Origin of the sequence: Herbiconiux daphne (genome assembly GCF_024979295.1) — a bacterium.
GTDB lineage: Bacteria > Actinomycetota > Actinomycetes > Actinomycetales > Microbacteriaceae > Herbiconiux > Herbiconiux daphnes.
Genome location: NZ_JANLCJ010000327.1, coordinates 1 through 762 on the forward strand (window position 1 = coordinate 1; position 762 = coordinate 762).

Consider the following 762-nt stretch of genomic DNA (forward strand, 5'->3'; position numbering starts at 1 on the left):
TGAAATCGTTAGTGTCCGTGTTGGTTCTTATAAAACTAAACGTGGCGAAACCCGCAATAAAGTTGTTGGTGTTTCAGCGATTCCGAACATGTTCAAGAAACAAGTTGGTGAAGCGCGTCTGGAGAATGTAGCATTCAACCCATACGTTGACACCCCAGAGAACTTACAGGCTTATTCAAAACTGTATAAGTTCCAACGCGATCAGCTTGCAGAAGCTATCGACAAAGAAAATATTCCATATGCTGGCAAGGAGCCGATTAAGAATAGCGATCAAGAGCGTACTCCAACCACCTCTACAAATACAACTGGTAACCCAGATGTTGGTGGTGATTTTGACGACGACATCCCTTTCTAATCTAACCGCAGCATAATATAAAGGCTGCCATTTCGGTGGCCTTTTTTATTTTCTAGCATAAGGATATGCATGAGTTACAAATATAGCATACCTAAAAGAAAACATGCCGGTAAAGTATACACTCGTGAAGAGTTGTATAAAGAATATTACCCTATCATTATCAAACTTCTCATTATGAAGAAGAAAGATTTAATGGATGCAGAAGATATTACGCAAAACGTATTCTTGTATCTGTTGGAAATGTGGGATGATATTAAATGGGAAAGCATTGAGAATTTACTTTCCCTTGTTCTTTATCAGCGTGTTGTTAGATACTATCAGAAATTTGATGTTGAAGATAACATCACTGGCAGTTCCCAAATAATCGATTTGCTGGATTGCAAGTTGATTAAAGATCCTTTGGATTT

At 38.1% G+C, this 762-nt stretch carries 2 protein-coding genes; both read left to right on the top strand.

The features are described from left to right. Positions 1 to 355 (top strand): hypothetical protein (locus tag N1032_RS25005; RefSeq protein ID WP_259543260.1); only part of this gene is annotated, 355 nt, incomplete at its 5' end. Positions 356 to 424: 69 nt separating this feature from the next. Then, on the top strand, positions 425 to 762 hold a 338-nt coding region (locus N1032_RS25010; protein WP_259543261.1), incomplete at its 3' end, for an RNA polymerase sigma factor.